The sequence below is a fragment of the Panacagrimonas sp. genome, assembly GCF_965216805.1.
GTDB lineage: Bacteria > Pseudomonadota > Gammaproteobacteria > Nevskiales > Nevskiaceae > Panacagrimonas.
This window is the reverse complement of sequence record NZ_CBDCGN010000002.1, coordinates 1,180,334-1,197,521: the sequence shown is the minus strand read 5'-3', so window position 1 is coordinate 1,197,521 and position 17,188 is coordinate 1,180,334. Positions and strand designations below refer to the sequence as shown.

Below are 17,188 nucleotides of genomic sequence, written 5' to 3'. Positions count from 1 at the left end.
AGGCTCACGGTAATCCGCGGCGGCGGCCAGCGTCCATGAACAGGGTGCCGCCGGCCAACGCGTCGGCTTCAGGCGCCAGCAGGGTTTCCACTGCCCAGGCAATCTGCTCTACGGTGGTGAACGCGCCGATAGCGGACTCGCGCTTCATTTCGTCCAGCACCGAATCGGCGTCGATGCCGTCGCGCTCGGCGCGTGCCTGGGCAACGCGACGCAGTCGCTCGGTGTCGGCAGGGCCAGGCGCGATCAGATGTGCGGTGATGCCGCGCTCGCCATAGGCCCAGGACATCTGCCGCATGAGATTGGACAGGGCGGCATTGGCGACCCCGGCGGTGGCGGCATAGGCCGTCGGCTCGAAACCGTAGTGACCTCCGATTGCGATCAGGCGCGAACCGCGCTGCAGACGCTCGTCCACTGCCCGCACCAGACGCATCATCCCTCCAACCTTGATGTTGACGGCATCGATGACCGCACTCGTCGGTGCGCTCAACACGCCGCCAGCCGTCGCAACCCCGGGGCCGTGGACGACCATCCGTACCGGGGCGTCGAGCATCGAGCGAATCGCGTCAATCGCCGCGTCTGAAGAGATGTCCGCGGCGCAGGCGACCGCCCCGGGGGTGCGCTCTACCAGCAAGCCGACGGATGCCGTCGAGCGTGCGACGGCAACGACCTTGAGCCCCGCGGCCGCGAGTCGGGCCACGATCACCTGCCCCATCGCACCGGTGGCGCCGACGACGACGGCGATTCCCTTCTGCCTCATCCGCTATTCCCTCCGAGGGCGCGCTGCACGCCCATCGAAATAGCCATCGCTCCGGGTCAAGGGAGCAATGGCTTCCGGTGCCACGGCGCCGGCACGGTGCCCGCGCGTCGGGGCTGGTTCAGGTCAGCACGCTGAGAAAGCTCTCTCGCATGACGTTGTCCTGCGAGAACGTGGCGTGCCCCCCATCGGTCGTATCCCAGGTCAGGGTGGGCGTGTCCGGGTAGTGGACATAGCCTTCCGCGAAAACCTCGCAGCGATTGCCGGAAGGGTCGAAGAAGTAGATCGTCGCGCCGCGCGTGATGCCATGGCGGTTCGGACCCACGTCGACGGGCACGCGGTACTTGCCGATGCGATCCGCCGCTTTCACGACTTCGTGCGCGGACTCCAGCCAGAAAGAGGTGTGGTGGTATTTGTTCTGCTCCGGCTGCAGGACAAAGGCGATGTCGTGCGGCTTGGTCGTGCAGGTCAGGAACATCGCCAGCGGCGTCTGCGATTCGTGATCGACGAAGCGCTCGGACAGATCGAAGTCGAACACTTCCATGAACAGGCGCGCGCTTTCCTGGATGTACTGCCCGCCGAGGAGGATGTGGTCGACCCGGTTGATGTGGCAGCCGCGCACGACGCCGTCATCCGGCGTCACTCCCGGGTTGAGGGTGGGCATGGTGTTGCCGATTTGCTCCTTCTCCGCGTAGAGCTGCATGGTGTGTCCAGTCGGCAGCACGAACTCCAGACGGCGACCGCTCTTGGGATACACCCCTGCCTCGATGTGCTTCACCTTGAGGCCGAATTTCTCGATCTTGGGCGCCAGATCCGTGAGCACGTCGTCCGAGCTGACCTTGAACGCGAAGTAGTCCATGCCCGCGCGATCAGACGGGCTCAGGATGATGCTGTGATGGTCGTGCTCATCCCAGCATTTGAAATAGACCTTCCCGTCCTTTTCCATGACTTCATGAAGACCCATGATCTCGTCGTAGTGCCGCCGCGCCTTTTTCATGTCCATGACGCGGATGCATACCTCGCCAACTCTAAGCAAGCCTCGAAGTGCCATGTTCTCTCTCTCCTTGTATGGGTTGACGATCCAGCGCCGGACTAAGCGGCGCGCAGTGGGGTGATTTTTGCAGTTTCGGAAGGGAGCAGTCCGCGTTCCTTGGCCAGGGTCAGTGCGGTGTCCTCGATCATGTCTTCCTGGCCGCCGATCATCTTCTTCCTACCCAACTCGACCAGGATGTCGCGCGACGGGATGCCGTACTTCTTGCCGAGGCGCTCGGCGTGCAGCAAGAACGTCGAGTACACACCCGCGTAGCCCAAGGTCAGCGAGGCGCGGTCGACTCTCACGATGTGATCCATCATCGGAAAGATGATGTCCTGCGTCATGTCCATGAGCTTGAACAGATCGCAGCCGGTGGCGATGCCCATGCGGTCCGCCACGGCGACGAACACTTCCGTAGGCGTGTTGCCGGCACCGGCACCCAGACCGCCGACCGAGGCATCGATGCGCGTCGCGCCCTGCTCGATAGCCGCAAGCGAGTTCGCGATGCCCATGCCCAAGTTGTGGTGACCGTGGAAGCCCAGCTCGGTCTCGGGCTTGAGCGCATCGCGCAAGGCCTTGATCCGCGCAGTCACGTCGGCCGGCAGCATGTAGCCGGCAGAATCGACGACATACACGGTCTGCGCGCCGTAGGACTCCATGAGCTTGCCCTGTTCGGCCAGGCTCTTGGGATCGTTGAGGTGGGCCATCATCAGGAAGCCTGTGGTGTCCATGCCGAGCTTGCGCGCGTAGGCGATGTGCTGCGGGCTGGTGTCGGCCTCGGTGCAGTGCGTGGCGACGTGCACGCTGCGCACACCGTGGTCAAAAGCGCTCTGCAGGTCTTTCATGGTGCCCAGGCCCGGAATCAGCAGGGCGGAGACAATGGCCTGCTTCATCTTCGGGATCACCGCGTCCCAGTATTCCTCGTTGCTGTGCAGCGCAAAGCCGTGCTGCAAGCTGTTGCCGCCCAGGCCCGCGCCGTGGGTGACCTGGATGATGGGCACGCCGGCCTCGTCCAAGGCGGTGGCGACCTTCACCATCTGCTCGGTGGAAATCTGCTCGCGCTTGGCATGCATGCCGTCGCGCAGCGCCATTTCGTGAATCAGGACCTTGCGGCCGTTGCGGTTGATCAAGTTCATTGTCAGTTCCTCGTTGTAGGGCGGCCCGTGGCCGCCGGCACCATGGCGGCCACGGGCCGCCCTACATCCAATTTATGCAGCCTGCTTGACCGGGCGAAGCGTGTAGCGGCCGGCAATGATTTCCGTGGCGAACATCTCGGCCGTGCGACAAGCGGCCGCAGTCATGATGTCGAGGTTACCGGCATACTTCGGCAGGTAGTCGCCCAGACCTTCCACCTCCATCCACACGCCGACCTTGTTGCCCTCGAACACCGGTCCGTTCACGAGGCGATAACCCGGCACGTACTTCTGAACTTCCGAGATCATGTTGAGGATGGACTCGCGGATGCGCGCCTCGTCCGGTGCGTCCTCAGTCAGGCAATAGATCGTGTTGCGCATGATCATCGGCGGCTCGGCCGGATTGACCACGATCAGCGCCTTGCCCCTCGATGCGCCACCGATCTTCTCGATCGCACCCGAAGTCGTGTAGGTGAACTCGTCCAGATTCGCGCGCGTACCCGGGCCGATGGACTTGCTCGCGGTGCTCGCGATGATCTCGGCGTACTTCACACCCTGGATGCGCGACACACCGTAGACAATCGGGATTGTCGCCTGACCCGCGCAGGAGATCATGTTCACGTTCATGGCCTGCGCCTCGGCGTGCTGCTTGAGGTTCACCGGAGGTATGCACAGACCGCCGATGGCCGCGGGCGTGAGGTCCACCATCAGCACGCCGAGCGCGTTGAGCTTCTCGGAGTTGGACTTGTGGACGTAGGCGCTGGTCGCATCGAATGCGATCTGGATACCGTCCTTCTCGACATGTGGCAACAGCCCGTCCACACCCTGGTCGGTGGTCTTCACACCCATCTCGCGAGCACGAACCAGACCGTCGGATTTCGGGTCGATGCCCACCATCCACGCGGGTTCCAGCACCGGGCTGCGCTTCAGCTTGTAGATCAGGTCGGTGCCGATGTTGCCCGGACCGATGATCGCGCACTTGATCTTGTTGCCCATCACTTCACTCCATTCGACAGCACGGCGGCACTGTAATCCTTGGGAATCGCACCCGCCGCGACGCCGTTCGCGGCCAGGCGGTCGGCGGCGGTGACGCCACCGACCGAGAAATCATGCATCGCCATCTCGTGGATGAGGATGCGCACGGTCTCACGCTTGACGCCGAGCACCTCAACCACGGTGTCGGTGACTTTCTGCGCGAGTTCGCGCTTCATCTCGACGCTACGACCTTCGAGCATGTTGAACTGGATGATGGGCATGGACCCCTCCCGAGGCAGAGTCAGTGGCTCCCGACGGCGCGGACCCGAAGGTTAGCGGCTGGTGTTTGCGCTTCTGCGTCGATCATCTTGCGCAGCAGCCGCCGGACCTTGATCGGGCCTGCGTCGTTGCAGATCAATACCGGATGCAGGCCGAAGAAGTCGTCGGTGCCCATCTCGGCGTGTACCGCTTCGATGACCGGGCCGTCTTCGGTCTCGAAGGCGGTGTGCATGGCCTGGATCTTGGCCTTGTTGAACTCGCCATCGTCGACCAGGTGGTTGCGTCGCGTCGCGAAAAAGTAATGCGTGGTGTCGGCAGTTTCCGGCGTGCAGGTATGCAGGTCGTACTGGCCGATGCAGTCGACCAGGTCGAGATTCTTGCTGTCGTCCTGCACTGCGCCGACCGATAGCTGGATGTTGGCTGGCGCCGTCCAGGTGATCTCGAAGTAATGCCGCGCCGATGCCTGCGGGTCGGCCATGAACGGCGAGAAGATCATCAACGGCGGCTGCTGCGTCCATTCCGAACGCGAGGTGATCGTGGTGGGCGTCTCGGTCAGCCTGGGGGTCAGCGGCGACAACTGACCGCGCGTGGTAATGATCTCGCCGTGCACGTGATCGATGTGACTCAGGTCCATCACATTGTCGACGATCAACTCGTAGTTCGCCTTCATGTGCATGTAGGTCGCGGCAAACGCGTTCGGATGGCCGTCATCGAGCGGGCCGAAGTCCGGCAGCTTCGTGGGATCGGCCGGGGCCTCGCCCATCCAGATCCAGATGAAACCGTGCCGTTCGAGTAACGGAAACACCCGTACCCGGGCGTTCGGCGGCGTGGCGCCAGCGCCGTGCGGGTTGTGCGTACAGCGGCCCGAGCAGTCGAATCGAAGGGCGTGGTACAGGCAGGACACCTCGTCGCCGACGCGCTTGCCCAGATGCAGTGGCGCGAAACGGTGTGGGCAGCGGTCGTGCATTGCTACCGGCGTGCCGTCCTGCTTTCGGTAGATCAGCACCGAGGTGTCGAGAATCTTGCGATGGAACAGCGCGCTGGCATCGACCTCGGTCGACATTGCTGCGACGTACCAGATGTTGTGCAGAGCTTTCATGCCGCCCCCTCGCCATTGAGGACCTGTGTGCGATCACGCGAACCGGAACGACACGCTGCCCATATCCTGGAAGCGTGCCACGACGTTATCGCCGCGAGACACCGGGATCGCCTCGGTGATGCCGCCAGTCATTACGAATGCGCCCGCTGGCAGACTCTGGCCGCGATCCGCGAGATGCTTGACCAGCATCGCGATGGCCTTGGCCGGATGGTTCAGCACCGCGGCACTCGCACCGAGCGCCTGGATCTCGCCGTTCTTCTCGATCGCCACGCCGATCGTGCGCAGGTCTACCTCACGCGGATTGCGCGGCCGACCGCCGGTGACGTAGCGTGCGGAACTGCTGTTGTCGGCGATGACGCTGGGCAGATCGAACTTGAAGTTCTCGTAGCGCGAATCGATGACTTCCACCGCCGGAATCACATAGTCGGTTGCGGCCATCACCTGCTCGATCGTGACGTCGCCCTGCAGCTCGTCCTTCGTCACGAACGCGATCTCGGCTTCGATCTTCGGGTGCAAAAGCTGATCCATCTCGATGGCGCCATTTTCTGGTCGCGCGTAGGAGGCCAGCAACATCCCGAAGCTCGGTACGTCCACGCCCATCTGAATCATCTTGGCCTTGGAGGTCAGGCCCGCCTTGCGACCGACCAGGCGATCGCCGCGCGCGGTCCAGCGCCGCAGCAGTTCTTCCTGCACCGCATAGCCGTCCTCGATGCTCATCGAGGGATGCTCGTCGGTCAGCTTGGTGATGGTGTGGACATTGTCCTGCGCGTGCTGCACGCGGTCGGCGAGCACGCTGATGGTCTTGGCGTCGAGGCTCATGTTCAAGCTCCCGTAGAGCGGGCCGCGCCCGCCGTCTCGGCGGCGGCCACGGGCCGCCCAAGGTCGGCACCGAAGCGCACGGTGCATGACCCCAGCCCGCCGACCGTACACTTGAACGTATCGCCAGCCTTGGCCGGAATCAGCATCGATTGTGAACCGGACAGGATGACCTCACCGGCGAGAAAGGGAATGCCGAGCGCACCGAGCGTGTTGGCCAGCCACACAACCGCGTTCACCGGGCCGCCCTGCACCGCCGCGCCGGCCGCGGTGCTGAACAACTCGCCGTTGATCTCCAGCACCATGCCGGCGAGATTGAGGTCCAGCTCAGTGGGTTTCTTCTTGGCCTTGCCGAGCATGTACACGCCGCAGGAGGCGTTGTCCGCAACCGTGTCCTGGATCTTGATCTTCCAGTCCGTGATGCGGGAATCCACGATCTCGAAGCAGGGCACGACGTAATCGGTGGCGCGGATCACGTCTGTCGCGGTGATACCCGGCCCTTTCAGATCGCGCTTCAATACGAATGCGACCTCCGCCTCGGCCTTGGGCTGAATCAATCCGCCTATCGGCAGGTCCACGCCTTCCTCGTAGTGCATGCCGGAGGTGAGCTGGCCGAAATCCGGCTGCTTAACGCCGATCATCTCCTGCACGACCTTGGACGTAACACCGATCTTCTTGCCGACGATCTTCTCGCCGGCCTTGAGGCGGTGCGAGACCATGCGCTCCTGGATGCGGTAGGCGTCCTCGATCGTGATGCCCTCGGCGCGGCCGAGCAGCGGCGGCACCGTGGTGCGGGTGATCAGCGCGTTGTACAACTCGTCGCCGTAGTGGTTGATTTGGTCGGGTGTCATAAGACGGAAATCCTCAACGCACTGGCGCAAAGGGAAAAGTAAGGACGCAACGAATTTGAATTGCAACAGTCACTTTGCGTCATTTTCTTCATCTTTGTCCTTTGCGCCTTCGCGTTGAATGTTTTTGATTTCAAAGTTTCACGCAGATGTTGCGCAACTCGGTGTAGAACTCCAGCGAATGTACTCCGCCCTCGCGGCCGATGCCGCTCTGCTTGCTGCCGCCGAAAGGTGTGCGCAGATCACGCAGGAACCAGCTGTTGATCCAGGTGATGCCGACCTCGACTTGCGCAGCGACACGATGCGCGCGCGCGAGATTGGTGGTCCAGATCGTGGTTGACAGGCCGTACTCGGTGGCGTTGGCGTAAGAGATCACCTCGTCTTCGCTGTCGAACGGCGCGATATGACAGCAGGGCCCGAAGATTTCCTCGCGCACCACGCTCGCGGTTTCCGGCAGGCCGGTCCAGATCGTCGGCTGCACCCAGAAGCCGTTCGCCAGCTCGCCTTGCATCTGCGGCACGCCGCCGCCGGTGACAATCGTCGCACCCTCGGCTTTGGCCTTGTCGTAGTAGCCCAGTACCTTGCGGCGATGCTCGTCCGAGATCAGCGGGCCGAGGCCGGTGGTCTTGTCCGAAGGATCGCCGGGCTTGAGCGACTCGGCCTTGGCCTTCATCGCCGCGACGAACCTGTCGAAGATCGGCCGCTCCACGTAGACGCGCTCGGTCCCCAGGCAGACTTGGCCGCAGTTCAGGAACGCAGCGCGACCGATACCCTCGATCGCCGCATCGAAGTCGCAGTCCGCGAACACGATGCCGGCATTCTTGCCGCCCAGTTCGAAGCTCAAGTCGCGGATGCCGTCGGACGCGGCCTTCATGATCGCCGCGCCGGTGCGCGTCTCGCCGGTGAAGGTGATCGCGGCCACGTCCTTGTGTTGGGTCAAAAACGCGCCCGCGCTGTTCGGCCCGAAGCCGTGCACCACGTTGTAGACGCCCTTGGGCACGCCGACCGCGTTCATCACCTCGCCCAGCAGGGTCGCCGTACCCGGCGTTTCTTCCGAGGGCTTGACCACCACCGTATTGCCGCAGGCCAGCGCCGGACCGACCTTCCACGTCATCAGCAGCAGCGGCGCGTTCCAGGGACAGACCACGCCGATGACGCCCTTGGGCTTGCGGATCGCGTAGTTCAGCGCGCCCGCGCCGTCCGGCGTCGGCGTCATGAAGCTTTCGGTGGGCACGTTCTTGACCACGTCGGCGAAGATCTTGAAGTTGGCGGCGCCGCGCGGAATGAAGGCGTGCTCCATCATCGTCTTCGGCTGACCCGTGTCGTTCATCTCGGCCTGCACGAAATCAGGGAAACGGCGCGTGATCTCGTCGGCCACCTTGTAGAGCAGCTCCACGCGCTGATCGACGGTCATTTTGCCCCAGGGGCCCTTCATTGCGGCGCGAGCCGCGACGACCGCCGCATCGACCTCCGCCTGCCCACCCTCATGGATATAGCCCATGAGCAGGTTGTCGCTCGGCCGGCGCTTCTCGAAGGTCTTGCTACTACCGACGAACTCGCCGCCGATGAAATGCTTGAACTGTTGCGGCTCCATGGAAAATTCCCTTGTTTAGGCTCGCAACGCCGCGACGCCAGCCTGCGCACATTCCACGTCCAGCGATTCGGGCCCACCGGACACCCCGACCGCCCCGATCAGATCTTCGCCCGCACGCAAAGGCAGTCCGCCGCGGATCAAGGTGAACCCGGTCAGCAGCAGGCCTTCACGCACGCGTGGCGCTTCCTGACCGAGCACCTCTTCGACCACCTCCGGCGCAATGCCCACGGCAGCCGCTGCATGTGCTTTCTTGATGGCAAGGTCGCTGGAAATCAGGAAGGCCTTGGGCATGCGCGCGAAGCCCGCTAGCCGTCCACTGCTGTCGACGACCGCCACGCAAACCGAAATGCCAAGCGACTCCGCCTTGGCCAGCGCCGCCTGCACCACGCGCAGTGCAGCGTCGTGGTGGATCACCGATTGAGAAACTGCAACAGTCTGGTCGTTCACGCCATGTGCTCCATCAGATCTGGCTGTCCGCGCAGCAGGCGGCGGATCAGCTCGGCCGTAGGGTCGGACTTGCCGCAGTCCTTGCGGCCCAGCGCGCGGACGCGCAGGTCGCTTCGAGGATAAAGTTGGCAGGCCAGCACCACGCCCTGCGCCTGATCCTCGGCGGAGATCTGCGCGTCGCTCATGCGGCCGCATTCGAAGTCGCCTTCGAGCACCTCCACCCGGCAGATACCGCAACCGCCGCCGCGGCAGCCTGCCGGCACACAGCGGCTGCCCCCATCACTGACCGAGGACAGCACCGGCTGATCGTCACGGCACGCAAACCTCAGTCCGGTCCCGGCAACGGTGACCTGAAACGGCATGCAACGGCTCCTCTGCTGCGGTCGCGGCCCCGGTCGGAACCAGGGCACGCGCAATGGCAATTTTCTGAGCCTAAGGTAGGGCGTCGCGCAGCCAGGGTCCAATACCTTTACCATCCCTTTGCGATACCGCGCCGGTATCGTTAGCCTCAAACCATGAACCTTTCTGCGGTCGAACTGCGACACCTGCGCTACTTCGTGGCGGTGGTCGAGCAGGGCAGTTTCCGCGCCGCTGCGCTGCGTCTGCACGTGTCGCAGCCGCCGCTGACGCGTCAGATTCAGCAACTGGAAGAAGTCCTGGGCGTTCCGCTGCTGGTGCGCCGACCCCGCGGCGTGGAACCGACGAGCGCCGGCCTGCTGTTCTTCGAGGAGGCTCGCAATATCCTGCTGCTGATCGAGCAGGCCGCCAATCGCGCGCGACTGGCCGGTCACGGGCAGCTGGGTCGGCTCGACGTCGGGGTATTCGGCTCGGCGGTGTTCGACACGATTCCCCGCATCATCCAGGCTTTCCGCGATCGCTTTCCGCGAGTGGAGGTGGTGCTGCACAACCTGGATCGTACGGGACAGATCCGCGCCCTGCGCGAACGCCGGCTGACCGTAGGCTTCAACCGCTTCTTCGACCACGAACCGGACCTGAGCTGGGAGGTGATCCAGACCGAGCGCCTCAACGTCGCTCTGCATCACGCGCATCCGCTGGCGCAGCATCCGCAGCTGGGCCTGGCTCAGATCGGTACTCAGGAACTGATTCTGTACCCGCGTACGCCGCGCCCCAGTTTCATCGAGCAGATGCTGCGCCTGTTCCACCGCAAGGGCGTGTCGCCGCACGTCATCCACGAAGTCGACGACGTCGTCACGGCGGTGGCTCTGGTCTCCAGCGGCTTCGGTATCAGCCTGGTGACGGACTCGGCCTGCAATCTGCGTCTGCCCGGCGTGGTCTACGTGCCGCTGCGCAGCGAGGACCGGGCCACCTTCGACCTGTGCATGATCCATCGCAAGGACGACGAATCGGCGCTGCTGCAGGCGTTTCTCAAGACCGCTCGCGACATGCGCGGCAGCCTGTCGGCCAAAGCACGGCCGACGAAGCCAAGGGCGGCGGAATCCGACCCTTCGATCGCATAGGCCGGTCTACGCAGCGGCATGCGTCTGCAGCCACTCGCCGATGCGCGCCCACTGGTTCTTCAGCGTCTTGGCGCCCATGAACAGGCCGATGTGTCCTCCGGGCGCCAGTTCCTGCCGGATAAGTTCGCTCGGCGTTCCCAGCAACTGCGCGGCGTTGAATACCTGCTCGGACGTGGTGATGTCGTCGTCGGCACCGGCCAGCAGATACACCGGCACCGTGATGTCCTTGAGGCTGATGCGTTGGTCCAGCGCGATGAACTCGCCCCTCGCCAGGCGGTTGCGTTTGAACAGGTGCTTGACCGCCTCCAGATACATGCGCCCCGGCAGGTCCACGGTGTGCTCGTACCAGCGCGCAAAGTGGCGGGCGCGCTCGACATACTGCGCGTTGGTGATGTTGTCGAACAGGTCGATGTACTTGCCCCAGTAGTGCTCGTCCGGGTGCATGTTCTTCCACGCCGCCAGCATGAATTTGCCGCGCATGCGCCCGCCGCCCATCGCCACCAGCGAGCGGTAGTAGCTGAACGGCGTTCGCTGCGCTATCTTGGTGATGGGGCCATTGCCGGCGTGAGTATCGATGGGTGCGCCGGCCAGAACCAGGGACTTCACGCTGCCGGGAAACCGCGCCGCCAGCATCGCCGACAGCCAGCCACCCTGGCACAGGCCTACTAGGTGCGCGTGCCCGCCGACCGTATCGACGGCGTCCTTGAGATCGGCCAGGTAGGTGTCGATCCCGAAATTGCGCATATCGTGCGTGGCGCTTTTCCAGTCGGTCACATACAGGCGCTTGCAGCCCGCGGCCTTCAGGGTCTGCACCAGGCTCTGGCCGTCCGCGTAGTCGGCGACCGTGGAGGGATGTCCGGCGTAGGGCGCATCGATGACGACCGGAACCGCATCTACCGGCGCGTCGGCATCGGAAAAGTCGCGCAGCCACATCGTGCGCGATTCGAACGCCACGGTGTTGGGGGTGACCCAGTCCGGCGGCTCCGGAAAAGTGATCGCGGTGGCCTGGCGAACGTAGCTGAGCCAATCGCCGAACAGCGCCCCACGGCGGCGACTGACCTGACGCACGAACTCCACGGGCCAGTAGGCGGGCACCGCAAGCAGGGCTTTTTCGAAACCGGAGCGTTCAACCACAACTGGGGAATTCTTCATTGAATGGGTAGACCTTCGTTCTATTTTTTTGTTGTTCAAGATGTGGCGCCCGGCCCGTCCGCGTGCATGGCCGCAGACCAGGGCTTTTGCGTTGCCTGCGGTGAGGCGCCTACGTGCTCGCCGTCCAGAAATGCGCGCACTCGCGCCGCGGCGATATGCGGCTGGGCGACGACGAACAGATGCCCTTCGTCGAGGACTTCCAGCCTCGAGTTGGGAATCAGCTTGGCCAGGATGTGGCCGTTGAGCGGCGGACAGATGGGATCGTCGCTGCCCGCCAATATCAGGGTCGGCTGACGCAGCCGCCACAGCCATAGCGCGCTGGTCCAGCCGGTGATCGCATTGAGCTGCAGCAGATAGCCGGCGCGGCTGGGTTTCTTGATGCGCGAGGCGTAGTCGCGCGCCAGCTGCTTGTCCCAGCGAAACCGTCCGCCGTACAAGCGGCCCGCGTGTTGCTCCATGTAGCCGGGCTTGAGATAGCGCGTAGGGCTGAGCAGCTTCCACAACACGCCCGGCGATGCCGGCCAGGCGATCGGCGAACCCGCCATGGTGGCGCACAGCACCAGGCGCCTGCAGCGACTGGGTGCGGAGTGCGCAAACTGCTGTGCCGCTGCGCCACCCCAGGAAATACCCAGCGCATCGGCGCGCTCGTGGCCCATCTTCTTGAGCACGTGCACCGCCAGCCGCGCGATGGTGGACATGCGATAGGGATATGGCGGTGCGCTGGAGCCGCCGATGCCCGGCATGTCGAAACTGATCACCTCGACGTCGCCCAGCGCCTGCACGAATGGATCGAGCAACTCGAAATTGCCGCCGATGCCGTTGAACAACAGGATCGGCGTGCGCGTCTTGGGCCCGGGCCAGCGCGCGACTCTCAGGCTCATACGGCCCACACGAATCTGGTGCAGCTTGAGTTCGCGCGCGGGCGTGATGTTCTGGGGGGCGTTCATCGTCAATTGTGGACCGCTACGCTCATTCGCGCACGTAGGTGCCGGGCGCAGCGCCCAGCGGCGGGTACTTCTGACTGCCCGCCGCGACGGGGGCGGGCTTGCGCTTGCCGGAGCGCGGCGAGATCCATTTGACCCACAGTTCCCACCAACTGCCGGTGGTGGGCGTCGACTGTTCCAGCCAGTCATGCGGATCCTCCGGCAGGTGCTCCGCGGTCTGGTAGCTGGCCTTGCCCTTGCCCGGCGGGCATACCAGGGTCTGGATGTGACCGCTGTTGACCAGCACGAACTGCGAGTCCCCGCCCAACAGATGCACCGACTTGTAGCAGGCATCCCAGGGCGTGATGTGATCGGTACGACCGGCGACCACGAAGCTGTCTACGTCGACCTTGCTCAGCTCGACCGTGGCATCGGACAGCGCATAGGGTTCGCCCTTGCCGAGTTCGTTGTTCAACACCATGTCGCAGAAATCCTTGTGCAGCGTGGCCGGCAGGCGCGTGCTGTCGCTGTTCCAGTACAACACGTCAAACGCCGCTGGCTTTTTGCCCATCAGGTAATTATTGACCCAGTAGTTCCACACCAGATCGTTGGGACGCAGCCAGGCGAACATCTTGGCCATCTCGTGGCCGTACAAGACGCCTTCCTTCTCGGAACGCTTGCAGCTCTCCTTGAGCGCCTTGGGCGTAATGAAGTAGCCGATATTGGTCTTCTCCATGCCGGCGACGTCGAGCAGGGTGACGTTGAGCGTGAGCGTGTTGACCGTGTCCAGACGCTTGAGGTGGGCATAGCGGCCCAGCGCGATGGCCGAGGTGAGGCCGCCGGCGCACAGGCCTTTCCAGCTCACCTTGGGGCTGCCGGTGATCTGCATGATCGCCTCGTGCGCTTCTTCCAGCGCCCGCACGTAATGCTCCATGGACAAATGCCGCATCTCCGGACCGGGGTTGCGCCAACTCACCATGAACACCTGCATACCCTGCTGCACCGCGTAGTTGACGAAGCTATTCTGCGGCGACAGGTCCAGCACGTAGAACTTGTTGATCTGTGGTGGCACCACCATCAGCGGGATCGAATAGACCTGTTCGGTCTGCGGTCGGTATTGCAACAGCTCCAGCACCTCGTTGCGGAACACCACGTCGCCCGGTGTGGCCGCCACGTTGCGACCGACTTCAAACGCGCTGCGATCCACCATCGAGATCAGCCCGGCATTGTCGAGCTGGTCGGACAGGAAATGCTGCAGCCCGCGCATCAGGCTGCGTCCGCGGGTCTCGCGCACCGACTTCATCACCACCGGGTTGGTGAAAGGGTTGTTACTGGGCGCCAGTGCCTCCACCAGCATCATCGACAGAAAACGCGCGGCGTAGGCGTCGCGACCTTGCAGTTCCAGCTCCTGCACCAGGGCATAGGCCTCCTGGCTTGCAGCAAGATAGACCTTGACCAGCGCGTTGCTCCAGCGTTTCTCGGTCCAGGCCGGATCGGCGAAACGCCGGTCGCCCGCTGCCGCCGCCACTTCCGATTTGCCACGCACGATGTGCAGGAACTCCCGTGCGAATGCCGCGATATGCCGGATCGGCAGGCCCGGCTGCTGGCGCAGGCGGTTCAGAATCACCAGCGACAGGCGCAACAGCTCGGAACGGGTCGGTGGCGGGGTCGGCACCGCGCGCCTGCGGCTACCCGCCTTCTTGGTCTTTGCCATTTCGCTCTCTCCTCGGCTTTGCTACGTCGTTGGCCGGTCGGGGCCGCGCTCGCAACACTCAGGGCAGCAGCATCAGCAACAGCTCGGCCATCAGCGCCGGTTTGGGCTCGTTCTCGATCTCCACCGTGTGCTCCAGCGCGATCAGCACGCGACCCTTGTCCTTGGGCGTAGCCGTCAGCAACTTGATGCGCGAGCGCACACGCGAACCGGACTTGACCGGCGCCACGAAACGCACCTTGTCAAACCCGTAATTGAGCACCGCGCCGGCATCGGCCGGCACGGCCGGAAGCTGGAACGTCCAGTACGGCAGCAACGACAGCGTCAACATGCCGTGTGCCACCGGCGCGCCGAAAGGGCTTTCGCGCTTGGCGCGCTCGACATCGATGTGGATCCACTGGCGATCCTCGGTGCACTCCGCAAAGGTGCCGATGCGTGCCTGCTCGATCGCGATCCAGTCGGTGACACCGATCTCCTGGCCGATGTACTCGGCCAGATTGGCCGTGGTCAGTGCAATGCTCAAGGTGATTCTCTCCTCTTGTGGTTGTCCCTCCCCGGCGAACGAGCCACCGCCGGTGCTTTTGTCGCGTACCTGTCGGGCACCGCCGGAAGCGCATTTCGGACTTTAGTGCCGCCATGATAGTCCCCGGATCGTGCAGGCGCCCTCCCCATTGGAGGGTGAAAACGTCGGCAGAACCGCTTAACTTCCCGACCGGACCACAAGATGGTCGCTTCGATAGGCAAGATCCGCCGGCACAGGCGGAACCCATGGAGGATGACGATGTTCGTGAAAAACGCCTGGTACAACGCGGGCTGGGACTACCTGTTCACCCAGAGCCAGCGCAATTCCCTGACCCAGTCCAAGGGCGCTCTGGTGGCGCGCAAGATCGCCGGCGAGCGCGTGGTGCTGTACCGCCGGCCGAGCGGACAGCTCGTGGCCCTGGAGGATCGCTGCGTGCATCGACAGGCCGCGCTATCGCTGGGTCAGAAGGAGGGCGACAGTATCCGCTGCATGTATCACGGCCTGCGCTTCGGTCCGGACGGCAAGTGCAACGAGATCCCGGGTCAGGAGACCATTCCTGATCGCGCCTGCGTGCGCGCGTTCCCGGTGGTGGAGAAGGACAACTGGGTGTGGGTGTGGATGGGCGATCCGGCCCGCGCCGACGAGGCGCTGATTCCGCACGCGGTCGGTCCCAGCGATCCCGACTGGAACGTCAAGACCTCGCAGATGCACGTGCAAGCGAATTACCGGCTGGAGATCGCCAATCTGGCCGACCTCACGCACCTGGCCTGGATTCATCGCGACACCCTGGGCGCACCGGATGCGATCACCCGCGAGCGCTACACCCACATCAAGCCCAAGTTCACCATGCACAAAAACGCCATGCGCACGCAGTACTACGTGCGCAGCGTGCCGATCAACACTTTCCTTTCGCACCTGTTCCCGCCGGGCATGCTGTTCGATCTCGAGTTCGACATCATGCATACGCTGCCCTGCACCTGGGTACTGCATTTCAGCGCCTATGTGGCCGACGGCAAGCTGGACGGTACCCCCAGCGGCCAGATGATCGCCGACACCTGGACCAGCCAGGCGGTCACGCCCTGCGACGAGGACTCGGTGGACTACTACTCCTGGGGTTCATCCAAGACCTGCGAATTTCCGGGCCTGTCGGAGCTGTTGCGCGACAACCTGGACAACGCCTTCGCCGAGGATCGCCACGTGCTCGAAGCCCAACACGAGCGCTGGAAGGAAAAGCCCAACCATCCGATGGTCGACATCATCCACGACGCCGGCCCCGGAAAAATGCTGTGGCTGCTCGACAAGACGCTCAAGGAAGAAGCCAGGCAGGCTGAACAAACCGGGGAGCCGGCCTGAGATTTCTTGTCGCCACCATGCAACCCGCCGCGGTCCGCCGATCACGGCGGGTCAGCCGCCCACCACCGCTTTGATTACCGACTCCTCGATGGCTACCTCCGATCGCCTGCAACTCAAGGTTGCCGACCTGCACTGCGAGGCGCGCGACGTCATGGTCCTTGAACTGCGCGCGTCCGACGGCGCCGCGCTGCCGCCGTTCACTCCCGGTGCTCACCTGGAGCTGTACCTGCCGGGCAACCTGATCCGTCACTATTCTCTCTGCAACGATTCGGTGGAGCGCGACCGCTATTGCGTGGGCGTGGGTCTGGCCCGGGACAGTCGTGGAGGTTCTCGCTACGTGCACCAAAACCTGCGCGTCGGCTCCACCCTGGCGACCAGCACGCCGCGCAACAACTTCCCGTTGGAACTGCAGGCCGACGAATACGTCTTCATCGCCGGCGGCATTGGTATCACCCCCATCATGTCGATGATCCGCGCCTGCGAATCGCGCCATCGCAACTGGCGGCTGTACTACTGCGCACGCAATCGTCAGCGCACCGCGTTCTACGAGGAGCTGCGTTCGCTGGCGCCAGAACGCGACGACCCGCGGCTGCACTTTCATTTCGACGACGAGCAGGACGGCCGCTACTTCGACGCGGCAGCCGTCCTGGCGGGTACCGCGCCAACCGCGCACATCTACACCTGCGGCCCGGAGCCGCTGATGCGAGCGGTCGAAGCGGCCACTGCCACACACCCGCAGGATCGCGTGCATTTCGAATGGTTCACTGCCGCCGCCGTCGATACCGCCGGCGACAGGCCCTTCACGATCAAACTGGCCAGTTCCGGAGCCACCTACGAGGTGCCGCCCGGCCGAAGCATTCTCGACGTGCTGGAAGATCACGACCTCGGCGTGCCCTACTCCTGCCGTGAAGGTCTGTGTGCCACCTGCCGCACGGGTGTGATCTCCGGAATTCCCGATCACCGCGACAGCGTGCTCACCGCAGCCGAACGTGCGTCCAACCGCGAGATGATGATCTGCGTGTCACGCGCGCAGTCGGAAGTGCTGGAGCTGGAGCTCTAGCCCGGGCCTG

The 17,188-nt window shown here is 63.9% G+C and carries 18 protein-coding genes; 3 read left to right on the top strand and 15 right to left on the bottom strand.

The genetic code is table 11. The features are described 5' to 3' along the window. Positions 1–4: 4 nt before the first annotated feature. From ACOOHP_RS05655 to ACOOHP_RS05605, 11 genes are all read right to left on the bottom strand, one after another. Positions 5–757: an SDR family NAD(P)-dependent oxidoreductase gene (locus ACOOHP_RS05655; protein ID WP_420465482.1), complete on the bottom strand. Its 753-nt coding sequence runs from the start codon at positions 755–757 to the stop codon at positions 5–7. Between the two features lie 118 nt (positions 758–875). Next, positions 876–1,805 (bottom strand): catechol 2,3-dioxygenase, encoded by a 930-nt coding sequence (locus ACOOHP_RS05650; RefSeq protein WP_420465481.1) that lies wholly within the window; start codon positions 1,803–1,805, stop codon positions 876–878. Positions 1,806–1,846: 41 nt separating this feature from the next. After that, positions 1,847–2,923, bottom strand: coding sequence for a 4-hydroxy-2-oxovalerate aldolase (dmpG, locus tag ACOOHP_RS05645; RefSeq protein ID WP_420465480.1), 1,077 nt, complete (start codon positions 2,921–2,923; stop codon positions 1,847–1,849). Positions 2,924–2,995: 72 nt separating this feature from the next. After that, positions 2,996–3,916, bottom strand: coding sequence for an acetaldehyde dehydrogenase (acetylating) (locus ACOOHP_RS05640; RefSeq protein WP_420465479.1), 921 nt, complete (start codon positions 3,914–3,916; stop codon positions 2,996–2,998). Then, on the bottom strand, positions 3,916–4,176 hold the full coding sequence (locus ACOOHP_RS05635; protein ID WP_420465478.1) for a 2-hydroxymuconate tautomerase: 261 nt from the start codon (positions 4,174–4,176) through the stop codon (positions 3,916–3,918). Before ACOOHP_RS05635 ends, ACOOHP_RS05640 begins: the two co-directional genes overlap by 1 nt. A gap of 20 nt (positions 4,177–4,196) precedes the next feature. Beyond that, a complete protein-coding gene (locus ACOOHP_RS05630) occupies positions 4,197–5,273 on the bottom strand; it encodes a Rieske 2Fe-2S domain-containing protein (protein WP_420465477.1) in 1,077 nt (358 codons plus the stop codon). A 33-nt stretch (positions 5,274–5,306) separates the two neighbouring features. Next, on the bottom strand, positions 5,307–6,092 hold the full coding sequence (dmpH, locus tag ACOOHP_RS05625; protein WP_420465476.1) for a 2-oxo-3-hexenedioate decarboxylase: 786 nt from the start codon (positions 6,090–6,092) through the stop codon (positions 5,307–5,309). Positions 6,093–6,094: 2 nt separating this feature from the next. Beyond that, the gene (dmpE, locus tag ACOOHP_RS05620) at positions 6,095–6,940 is read right to left on the bottom strand and encodes a 2-oxopent-4-enoate hydratase (protein ID WP_420465475.1); all 846 of its coding nucleotides are present in this window, start codon (positions 6,938–6,940) and stop codon (positions 6,095–6,097) included. 130 nt (positions 6,941–7,070) lie between these two features. After that, positions 7,071–8,531, bottom strand: a complete 1,461-nt coding sequence (locus ACOOHP_RS05615) for a 2-hydroxymuconic semialdehyde dehydrogenase (protein WP_420465474.1) — start codon at positions 8,529–8,531, stop codon at positions 7,071–7,073. Positions 8,532–8,546: 15 nt separating this feature from the next. Continuing rightward, positions 8,547–8,978 carry a GlcG/HbpS family heme-binding protein gene (locus ACOOHP_RS05610; protein WP_420465473.1) on the bottom strand — a complete coding sequence of 144 codons (432 nt, stop codon included), beginning with the start codon at positions 8,976–8,978 and terminating at the stop codon, positions 8,547–8,549. Continuing rightward, complete coding sequence (locus ACOOHP_RS05605) at positions 8,975–9,340, bottom strand: 2Fe-2S iron-sulfur cluster-binding protein (RefSeq protein WP_420465472.1); 366 nt, start codon at positions 9,338–9,340, stop codon at positions 8,975–8,977. Before ACOOHP_RS05605 ends, ACOOHP_RS05610 begins: the two co-directional genes overlap by 4 nt. Positions 9,341–9,493: 153 nt before the next feature. On the opposite strand from ACOOHP_RS05605, the gene ACOOHP_RS05600 reads away from it, so the two are divergent. Continuing rightward, positions 9,494–10,456, top strand: coding sequence for a LysR family transcriptional regulator (locus ACOOHP_RS05600; RefSeq protein ID WP_420465471.1), 963 nt, complete (start codon positions 9,494–9,496; stop codon positions 10,454–10,456). A gap of 6 nt (positions 10,457–10,462) precedes the next feature. On the opposite strand, the gene ACOOHP_RS05595 is transcribed toward ACOOHP_RS05600, so the two are convergent. The 4 genes from ACOOHP_RS05595 to ACOOHP_RS05580 are packed head-to-tail and all read right to left on the bottom strand — an operon-like array spanning position 10,463 to position 14,765. After that, complete coding sequence (locus ACOOHP_RS05595) at positions 10,463–11,608, bottom strand: alpha/beta fold hydrolase (RefSeq protein ID WP_420465470.1); 1,146 nt, start codon at positions 11,606–11,608, stop codon at positions 10,463–10,465. A 35-nt stretch (positions 11,609–11,643) separates the two neighbouring features. Then, entirely contained in the window at positions 11,644–12,555 is a 912-nt protein-coding gene (phaZ, locus tag ACOOHP_RS05590; protein ID WP_420465469.1) for a poly(3-hydroxyalkanoate) depolymerase, read from the bottom strand. Between the two features lie 22 nt (positions 12,556–12,577). Further along, a complete protein-coding gene (locus ACOOHP_RS05585; protein WP_420465468.1) occupies positions 12,578–14,245 on the bottom strand; it encodes a PHA/PHB synthase family protein in 1,668 nt (555 codons plus the stop codon). A gap of 58 nt (positions 14,246–14,303) precedes the next feature. Next, the gene (locus tag ACOOHP_RS05580; protein WP_420465467.1) at positions 14,304–14,765 is read right to left on the bottom strand and encodes a MaoC family dehydratase; all 462 of its coding nucleotides are present in this window, start codon (positions 14,763–14,765) and stop codon (positions 14,304–14,306) included. Between the two features lie 258 nt (positions 14,766–15,023). On the opposite strand from ACOOHP_RS05580, the gene ACOOHP_RS05575 reads away from it, so the two are divergent. Together ACOOHP_RS05575 and ACOOHP_RS05570 are read left to right on the top strand one after the other, a co-directional pair. After that, positions 15,024–16,118, top strand: a complete 1,095-nt coding sequence (locus ACOOHP_RS05575) for a Rieske 2Fe-2S domain-containing protein (RefSeq protein WP_420465466.1) — start codon at positions 15,024–15,026, stop codon at positions 16,116–16,118. 88 nt (positions 16,119–16,206) lie between these two features. After that, positions 16,207–17,178, top strand: coding sequence for a PDR/VanB family oxidoreductase (locus tag ACOOHP_RS05570; RefSeq protein WP_420465465.1), 972 nt, complete (start codon positions 16,207–16,209; stop codon positions 17,176–17,178). The last annotated feature ends 10 nt before the right edge of the window (positions 17,179–17,188 follow it).

Bases quoted from the DNA above. Each gene is read 5' to 3' on its own strand.
- ACOOHP_RS05655 (WP_420465482.1), bottom strand. From the start codon at position 757: ATGAGGCAGAAGGGAATCGCCGTCGTCGTCGGCGCCACCGGTGCGATG.
- ACOOHP_RS05650 (WP_420465481.1), bottom strand. From the start codon at position 1,805: ATGGCACTTCGAGGCTTGCTTAGAGTTGGCGAGGTATGCATCCGCGTC.
- dmpG (WP_420465480.1), bottom strand. From the start codon at position 2,923: ATGAACTTGATCAACCGCAACGGCCGCAAGGTCCTGATTCACGAAATG.
- ACOOHP_RS05640 (WP_420465479.1), bottom strand. From the start codon at position 3,916: ATGGGCAACAAGATCAAGTGCGCGATCATCGGTCCGGGCAACATCGGC.
- ACOOHP_RS05635 (WP_420465478.1), bottom strand. From the start codon at position 4,176: ATGCCCATCATCCAGTTCAACATGCTCGAAGGTCGTAGCGTCGAGATG.
- ACOOHP_RS05630 (WP_420465477.1), bottom strand. From the start codon at position 5,273: ATGAAAGCTCTGCACAACATCTGGTACGTCGCAGCAATGTCGACCGAG.
- dmpH (WP_420465476.1), bottom strand. From the start codon at position 6,092: ATGAGCCTCGACGCCAAGACCATCAGCGTGCTCGCCGACCGCGTGCAG.
- dmpE (WP_420465475.1), bottom strand. From the start codon at position 6,940: ATGACACCCGACCAAATCAACCACTACGGCGACGAGTTGTACAACGCG.
- ACOOHP_RS05615 (WP_420465474.1), bottom strand. From the start codon at position 8,531: ATGGAGCCGCAACAGTTCAAGCATTTCATCGGCGGCGAGTTCGTCGGT.
- ACOOHP_RS05605 (WP_420465472.1), bottom strand. From the start codon at position 9,340: ATGCCGTTTCAGGTCACCGTTGCCGGGACCGGACTGAGGTTTGCGTGC.
- ACOOHP_RS05600 (WP_420465471.1), top strand. From the start codon at position 9,494: ATGAACCTTTCTGCGGTCGAACTGCGACACCTGCGCTACTTCGTGGCG.
- ACOOHP_RS05595 (WP_420465470.1), bottom strand. From the start codon at position 11,608: ATGAAGAATTCCCCAGTTGTGGTTGAACGCTCCGGTTTCGAAAAAGCC.
- phaZ (WP_420465469.1), bottom strand. From the start codon at position 12,555: ATGAACGCCCCCCAGAACATCACGCCCGCGCGCGAACTCAAGCTGCAC.
- ACOOHP_RS05585 (WP_420465468.1), bottom strand. From the start codon at position 14,245: ATGGCAAAGACCAAGAAGGCGGGTAGCCGCAGGCGCGCGGTGCCGACC.
- ACOOHP_RS05575 (WP_420465466.1), top strand. From the start codon at position 15,024: ATGTTCGTGAAAAACGCCTGGTACAACGCGGGCTGGGACTACCTGTTC.
- ACOOHP_RS05570 (WP_420465465.1), top strand. From the start codon at position 16,207: ATGGCTACCTCCGATCGCCTGCAACTCAAGGTTGCCGACCTGCACTGC.